The organism is Hyphomonas sp. UBA3601, from assembly GCF_002375605.1.
Taxonomy (GTDB): Bacteria; Pseudomonadota; Alphaproteobacteria; order Caulobacterales; family Hyphomonadaceae; genus Hyphomonas.
This window is the reverse complement of the sequence record NZ_DFME01000101.1, coordinates 6,361-8,123: the sequence shown is the minus strand read 5'-3', so window position 1 is coordinate 8,123 and position 1,763 is coordinate 6,361. Positions and strand designations below refer to the sequence as shown.

Genomic DNA, 1,763 nt, shown 5'->3' with positions numbered 1-1,763 from the left:
GAAAAATGCTTCAACGCCGAAGAGCCCGTCAAAGGTGCTATTTCCGGCCGCGTCAAAGGTGGCTTCACGGTCGACCTCGGCGGTGTGAACGCCTTCCTTCCAGGCAGCCAGGTGGACATCCGCCCGGTTCGCGACGTTGGCCCACTGATGGGCGAAATCCAGCCATTCCAGATCCTCAAGCTGGACCGTGCTCGCGGCAACATTGTTGTCTCGCGTCGCGCAATCCTCGAAGAGAGCCGTGCCGAACAGCGCGCAGAGATCGTTTCCGACATGGCAGAGGGCGACGTCCGCAAGGGTATCGTCAAGAACATCACCGATTATGGTGCGTTCGTTGATCTGGGTGGTATCGACGGCCTCCTGCACGTCACCGACATGAGCTGGAAGCGGATCAATCATCCGTCGCAGGTTGTGGAAGTTGGTCAGGAAGTCGAAATCCAGATCATCAAGATCAACCCTGACACCCAGCGTATCTCGCTCGGCATGAAGCAGCTTGGTTCCGACCCGTGGGATGGCATCGACATCCGTTATCCGGTTGGTGCACGCCTCAAGGGCCAGGTTACCAACATCACCGATTACGGCGCCTTCGTGGAGCTGGAAGATGGTGTCGAAGGCCTGATCCACGTCTCCGAAATGAGCTGGACAAAGAAAAACGTCCATCCGGGCAAAATCCTCTCGACCTCTCAGGAAGTCGACGTGGAAGTTCTGGACGTCGATTCCGAGAAGCGCCGCATCTCGCTCGGCCTGAAGCAGACCATGGACAACCCATGGACCGCATTCCTCGCAGAGCATCCGATCGGTACGGAAATCGAAGGCGAAGTTCGTGGCATCACGGAATTCGGTCTGTTCGTTGGCCTCGGCCCGGACCTCGACGGTATGGTGCACATCAACGACATTGCCTGGGACAAGTCCGGCGAGCAAGCCATTGAAGCCTTCAACAAGGGTGACATGGTCAAGGCGAAAGTCCTGGACGTTGATGTTGATAAAGAGCGCATCTCGCTCGGCATCAAACAACTGTCCGGCGATCCGATCGAAGCACCTGCAGATGGCGGTTCCGGCGTGAAGCGCGGCACGATTGTCACCTGTACTGTCACCGAGATCACCTCGGGCGGTATCGAAATCGAGTTCGGCTCCCCGGCGATGAAATCCTTCATCCGTCGCTCCGATCTGTCTCGTGATCGTGCAGACCAGCGTCCTGAACGCTTTGCTGTTGGCGACAAGATCGACGCAAAAGTGATGTCGGTGGACCGTTCGTCCCGCCGTGTTTCCCTGTCCATCAAGGCCCTCGAAATCGCCGAAGAGGCAGAAGCCGTTGCACAGTACGGATCGGCAGATGCCGGTGCGTCGCTCGGCGATATCCTCGGTGCAGCGCTGGCTTCGTCCGGAACGTCCAAGGAAACCTCGGAAAAGGTCACCCCGACCCCGCCGAGCACGGACGGCGTGGCCACGGCTGACGCGTCTGCGCTGGACGAGAGCGGCCGCCTGTCCGGTCCTCAGGGCGATGCTGACGATCTGAAGCAGATCAAGGGCGTCGGTCCGGCGTTCGAGAAGAAGCTGAACGAAGCTGGTATCTACCACTTCTGGCAGATTGCTGCGCTGACGGATGCTCAACTGGCTACCCTCGAAGAGGAAGTTGGTACGTCCGGCAAAGGCGCTGAGTGGAAGGCCCAGTCGGAAGAACTGGCCAACGCCTGAGGCGGCTGATCCGGTCTCCGGATCAGTATTCTAAAATTGATGAAATGTTTGCGGCGGGGGCCTAGCGCTCC

General features: G+C 58.8%; 1 protein-coding gene. It reads left to right on the top strand.

Annotation, left to right across the window (positions count from 1 at the left end; all coding sequences use genetic code 11):
- The coding region (locus B4F73_RS10025; protein WP_290483167.1) for a 30S ribosomal protein S1 at nt 1–1,692 on the top strand (1,692 nt) is incomplete at its 5' end.
- Nucleotides 1,693–1,763 lie beyond the last annotated feature (71 nt).